The sequence below is a fragment of the Streptomyces sp. NPDC001219 genome (genome assembly GCF_053597915.1).
Map to the genome: position 1 here is coordinate 1 of NZ_JBSFJF010000145.1, position 5,093 is coordinate 5,093.

Genomic DNA, 5,093 nt, shown 5'->3' on the forward strand with positions numbered 1-5,093 from the left:
GGCGCACCACCGGTGTACGTGGGCTTCGGCAGCTTGCCGCTGCACGGGGCGCCGGACGCCGCCCGGGTGGCGCAGTGCGTGGCTACCCGGCTGCCTCTCTCAGAAGCCGAAGTCCTGCGTCCACCACGGGCCGCCGGACCCGGAGTGGGCACCGACGCCGAGGGTCTTGTACTCGCAGTTGAGGATGTTGGCGCGATGGCCGGGGCTGTTCATCCAGGAGTCCATGACGGCCTCCGCGTCGGCCTGGCCGCGGGCTATGTTCTCGCCGCCGAGGTCGTCGACGCCCGCATCGCGGGCGCGGTCCCAGGGAGTGTCGCCGTCCGGGTCGGTGTGGTCGAAGAAGCCGCGCCGGGCCATGTCGTCACTGAAGTCCTGGGCGAGACCGGCCAGTTCCTTGTCCGCCGTCACGGGGGAGCAGCCGGCCTGGGCACGCTCCTCGTTGACCAGGGACAGGACCTGCGTCTCGGCGGACGACTGGGTGTCGGGGGCCTTCGACGCCGCCACGGTGCGCTCGGGCGCCGCGGAGGCGGTCCGCTTCGCGGGCTCGGCCGACCGCTGCGAACCGGCCGACCCGGTGGGGGACGTGGACGGCTGGTGCGGGGCGGGGGACACCGGGCGGGTGGCCCTGGCCGAGGGGCGCCCGCTGTCAGGGGCCTTGGCACGGGCTCCGCCGCGGCTCGCCTCCTCGCCGGCGCGGTCGGACGGCGACGCCGAGACACCGCCCAGCGGCTCGGTGGCCTCCGGCAGCGCGCCGGCCCGGACCCGCTCACCCTGCTCGCCGTCCACACCCCCGTCGAACTGACCGTGGCCGGGGACCAGTCCGGAGGCGACCGCCACGGCCCCCATCGCCACCACCGCGGAGACGCCGAGCAGTCCGGTCCGGACGGGCGTCATGCCACGGCCGCGCGCGGCGCGGGGTCCACGGTGCCGGGTCGCGTCCGGCGCGCCGGCCGTCGGAGCGTCAACCGGCCCCGTACCGGGGGCTTGCGGGGCAAGGGGGGCAGAGCGTCGATGGCGGCCCATCCGCTGTCTTCCTTCCACCGGCGAAAGCACCGGCTCGACTGGAGCGGCTACGCCGCACAGCTTTCCTGGCGTCAAGATGACTCACCCATAAGGGTGAGCCTCGCTGACGGGGGACTGTACGCCATGGCGCGAGGGGCGGAAGTGACCTCTGCGCAATCGGACAGTTAGCGTGCACACATGAATGAAGCTGTCCGAGTGACCGCGTGGGTCCGTGGCCGGGTCCAGGGTGTCGGTTTCCGCTGGTTCACCCGGGCGAACGCCCTTCGCATCGGCGAACTCGCCGGATTCGCCGTCAATCTGGGTGACGGCCGCGTCCAGGTGGTCGCCGAGGGCCCGAAGGACCACTGCGACCAGTTGCTCGACTGGCTCCGCACCGGAGACACGCCCGGGCGGGTCGACGGAGTCACTGAGATATGGGACACGCCCCGCGGGGGTTACGACGGCTTCGAGATCCGCTGATCCGGCCCGCCGGAACCGCCCGTACGGGCGTCGGGGACGATCTTTCGGACGCGTCCTTGTCAGCTGCTTACGGGAGATAAGGCCTGGTGGTTGCCAACTCGGCCGACCCGTGCAAGGCTGCCGCTGTACGGATGATCTCCACGCCCCGGCGGGACCTTTCTGGAGAGTCGGCGCAGTGCCCTCACGGCCGCGCACTCTCAGGTGCCCGAGGATACGGGGTGTGATCGTGTTGACCGTCAAACCGTTTGGTGAGACTCTGGAATCCCCGCGCACCTTAGCTGTTTGGCATTGAGTACACCAGAGAATGACAAGCACCGCGGGTGCGAATCCCTCACGACCCACACCGCTTCGGTCGGTCACTCATTGTGGAGGACCATCCATCATGGCAAAGGCGCTTCTCGGTTACGTCGGCGGCTCCGACCCCCGAGTCCTCTCCGAGATGCGACGGCTTCAGCAGCGCGTCCAAGACCTGGAATCCGAGCTGATTCGGATGCAGGCCGAAAACGACATGCTGTCGGCTGCCGCACGTCGCGACGACTCGATGCTCGACATCGACGTACCCCAGGCGGAGCCCGCGCTCACCTGACCCCGACCTCAGGGCCGGTAGAGCTGCTCGCCAGCCGCTTGAGGCACCGCTCTCTTCAAGATCTGCAAGGGACGCTTCGGCGTCCCTTCGTCGTTTCCGCCTTTTCTTGCTGCGGCTTTTCCGCGGACCACGTTGTCGCTCAGCCCTGACGGCCCTCCCTTACCGCATGATGTGCCCTGCGCTTTCGGCAGTGAAACCGAAAATGAACGGCGCGGTATACCGGGGGGCCGTACGGGCCGGGCAGCGCCCCGGAATGTTGGGGTCACCCGCCGAGGAGTGGCCGGTAGAGTCCCACGGCGTGCATCTCAAGAGTCTGACCCTGCGAGGTTTCAAGTCCTTCGCCTCCACCACGACGCTGCGCTTCGAGCCGGGCATCACCTGCGTCGTGGGCCCCAACGGCTCCGGCAAGTCCAACGTCGTGGACGCGCTGTCCTGGGTCATGGGCGAGCAGGGCGCCAAGTCCCTGCGTGGCGGGAAGATGGAGGACGTCATCTTCGCCGGGACGACCGGGCGTCCGCCGCTCGGGCGTGCCGAGGTCTCGCTCACCATCGACAATTCCGACGGCGCACTGCCGATCGAGTACGCCGAAGTCACCCTCACCCGGATCATGTTCCGCAATGGCGGCAGTGAGTACCAGATCAACGGTGACACCTGCCGGCTGCTGGATATCCAGGAATTGCTCTCCGATTCCGGCATCGGCCGGGAGATGCATGTCATCGTCGGGCAGGGCCAGCTCGACTCCGTGCTGCACGCCGACCCGATGGGGCGCCGGGCCTTCATCGAGGAGGCGGCCGGCGTCCTCAAGCACCGCAAGCGCAAGGAGAAGGCGCTGCGGAAGCTGGAGGCGATGAAGGCCAACCTCGCCCGGGTCCAGGACCTGACCGACGAGCTGCGGCGCCAGCTCAAGCCGCTGGGGCGGCAGGCCGCGGTCGCCCGGCGCGCCGCCGTCATCCAGGCGGACCTGCGCGACGCCCGGCTGCGGCTGCTCGCCGACGACCTTGTCACCCTGCGCCGGGCACTCCGGGCCGAGATCGCGGACGAGGCGGCCCTCAAGGAACGCAGGCAGGCCGCCGAGGAGCGGCTGCGCACGGCCCAGCAGCGGGAGGCGGTGCTGGAGGAGGAGGTCCGTACGCTGACGCCGCGGGTGCAGCGGGCTCAGCAGACCTGGTACGAGCTGTCGCAGCTCGCGGAGCGGGTGCGCGGCACGATCTCGCTGGCCGAGGCGCGGGTCAAGAGCGCCACGGCGGCCCCGCCGGAGGAGCGGCACGGCCGCGACCCCGAGGACATGGAGCGGGAGGCGGCCCGTATCCGTGAGCAGGAGGCGGAGTTGACGGCCGCGCTGGAGGCGGCGAGCCGGGCGCTGGAGGACACCGTCGAACACCGTGCCGGGCTGGAGCGGCAGTTGGCGGACGAGGAGCGGCGGCTGCGGGACGTGGCCCGCGCCATCGCCGACCGCCGTGAGGGCCTGGCCCGGCTGAGCGGTCAGGTCACCGCCGCCCGGGGCCGGGCGGCCTCGGCACAGGCGGAGATCGGTCGGCTCGCCGAGGCCAGGGACGCCGCCCGGCAGCGGGCGGACGCCGCCCAGGAGGAGTACGAGCAGCTCAGGGCCGAGGTCGACGGGCTGCACGCGGACGACGAGGAGATCGCGGAGCGGCACGAGGCGGCCCGCCGGGAGCTGGCGGAGACGGAGCACGCGCTGACCGCCGCGCGCGAGGCGCTGACCGCGGCCGAGCGCGAGCGGGCCGCGACCGCCGCCCGGCACGACGCGCTGGCGCTCGGGCTGCGCCGCAAGGACGGCACCGGTGCGCTGCTGGCCGCGGCGGACCGCCTCACCGGCCTGCTCGGGCCGGCGGCGGAACTGCTGACCGTCACTCCCGGCTTCGAGATCCCGGTGGCGGCGGCACTGGGCGCGGCCGCCGACGCCGTCGCCGTCACCGACGCGGCCACCGCCGCCGAGGCCATCCGGCTGCTGCGCAAGGAGGACGCGGGGCGGGCGGCGATGGTGCTGGGCGGACCAGGGGGACGTGGCGGGACGGGAAGGGTGCCCGCGCCCGCACGGGCGGTGGAGGCCGTGGAGGGTGAGGAAGCCGCGGAGGCCGTTGGGGCTGCCGGGGGCGGTGAGGTCTCCAGGACTTCCGGGATCGGTGAGATCCCCAGGGCTGCCGGGACTGCCAGTGGTCCGGGGGCCGGTGGGGTTCGTGGGAGCGGTGGGGGTGATGGTTTCACCGGTACGGCCGAGGGGGCCGTGGTGGACGTGTGTGAGGGGGTGGCCGGGGCGACGGGTGTGTCCGAGGCGGGCGGGCACCGGGTCCCGGGGCCCCGTTCGTCGCCCGTACCGGCGGCGGATCTGGTCCGGGGGCCCGGGGAACTGACCGCCGCCGTGGGCCGGTTGCTGCGGGATGTGGTCGTGGTCGGGACGCTGGAGGACGCCGAGGACCTGGTGGCCACGCGGCCGGAGCTGACGGCGGTGACCGGTGCGGGCGATCTGCTCGGGGCGCATTTCGCGCAGGGGGGTTCCGCCGGGGCGCCGAGCCTGCTGGAGGTGCAGGCCTCCGTCGACGAGGCGGCGGCCGAGCTGGAGGAACTGGCGGCGCGCTGTGCGGAGCTGGCGGAGGCGCAGCGGGCCGCGGCGGAACGCCGTACCGCGGGGGCCGCGCTGGTCGAGGAGCTGGCCGAGCGGTGGCGGGCGGCGGACCGGGAGAAGTCGAAGGTCGCCGGGGACCTGGGCCGGCTCGGCGGGCAGGCGCGGGCGGCCGCGGGCGAGGCCGAGCGCTGCGACGCGGCGGCGGCCAAGGCCGAGGGGGCGCTGCTGCGGGCCACCGAGGAGGCCGAGGAGCTGGCCGAGCGGCTCGCGGTGGCCGAGGAGGAGCCGGGCGTCGGTGAGGAGGAACCGGACACCTCCGTACGGGACCGGCTGGCCGCCGACGGGGCCTCATCGGCGGCTCGGCCGCCGACCGGCTCGGCGCGCGCGGGGTCATCATCGCCGGCTGCGCCCTGCGGACCGTCGGCTTCGGCCTCTTCGCGC

At 73.0% G+C, this 5,093-nt stretch carries 4 protein-coding genes; 3 read left to right on the top strand and 1 reads right to left on the bottom strand.

Features of this window, described 5'->3' with window-relative positions:
• Nucleotides 1-99 precede the first annotated feature (99 nt).
• On the bottom strand, nucleotides 100-1,023 hold the full coding sequence (locus ACWC9R_RS36850) for a CAP domain-containing protein (protein ID WP_450738225.1): 924 nt from the start codon (nucleotides 1,021-1,023) through the stop codon (nucleotides 100-102).
• Between the two features lie 177 nt (nucleotides 1,024-1,200).
• Here ACWC9R_RS36850 and ACWC9R_RS36855 point away from each other — a divergent pair, with 177 nt between their 5' ends.
• The 3 genes from ACWC9R_RS36855 to ACWC9R_RS36865 all read left to right on the top strand — a co-directional run.
• A complete protein-coding gene (locus tag ACWC9R_RS36855) occupies nucleotides 1,201-1,482 on the top strand; it encodes an acylphosphatase (protein WP_362604250.1) in 282 nt (93 codons plus the stop codon).
• A gap of 382 nt (nucleotides 1,483-1,864) precedes the next feature.
• Entirely contained in the window at nucleotides 1,865-2,068 is a 204-nt protein-coding gene (locus ACWC9R_RS36860; RefSeq protein ID WP_006602857.1) for a hypothetical protein, read from the top strand.
• 298 nt (nucleotides 2,069-2,366) lie between these two features.
• On the top strand, nucleotides 2,367-5,093 hold a 2,727-nt coding region (locus ACWC9R_RS36865), incomplete at its 3' end, for an AAA family ATPase (protein WP_450738227.1).

What these genes read in the sequence shown, in the direction of transcription:
- ACWC9R_RS36850 (WP_450738225.1), bottom strand. Translation starts at nt 1,023, where the DNA reads ATGGGCCGCCATCGACGCTCTGCCCCCCTTGCCCCGCAAGCCCCCGGT.
- ACWC9R_RS36855 (WP_362604250.1), top strand. Translation starts at nt 1,201, where the DNA reads ATGAATGAAGCTGTCCGAGTGACCGCGTGGGTCCGTGGCCGGGTCCAG.
- ACWC9R_RS36860 (WP_006602857.1), top strand. Translation starts at nt 1,865, where the DNA reads ATGGCAAAGGCGCTTCTCGGTTACGTCGGCGGCTCCGACCCCCGAGTC.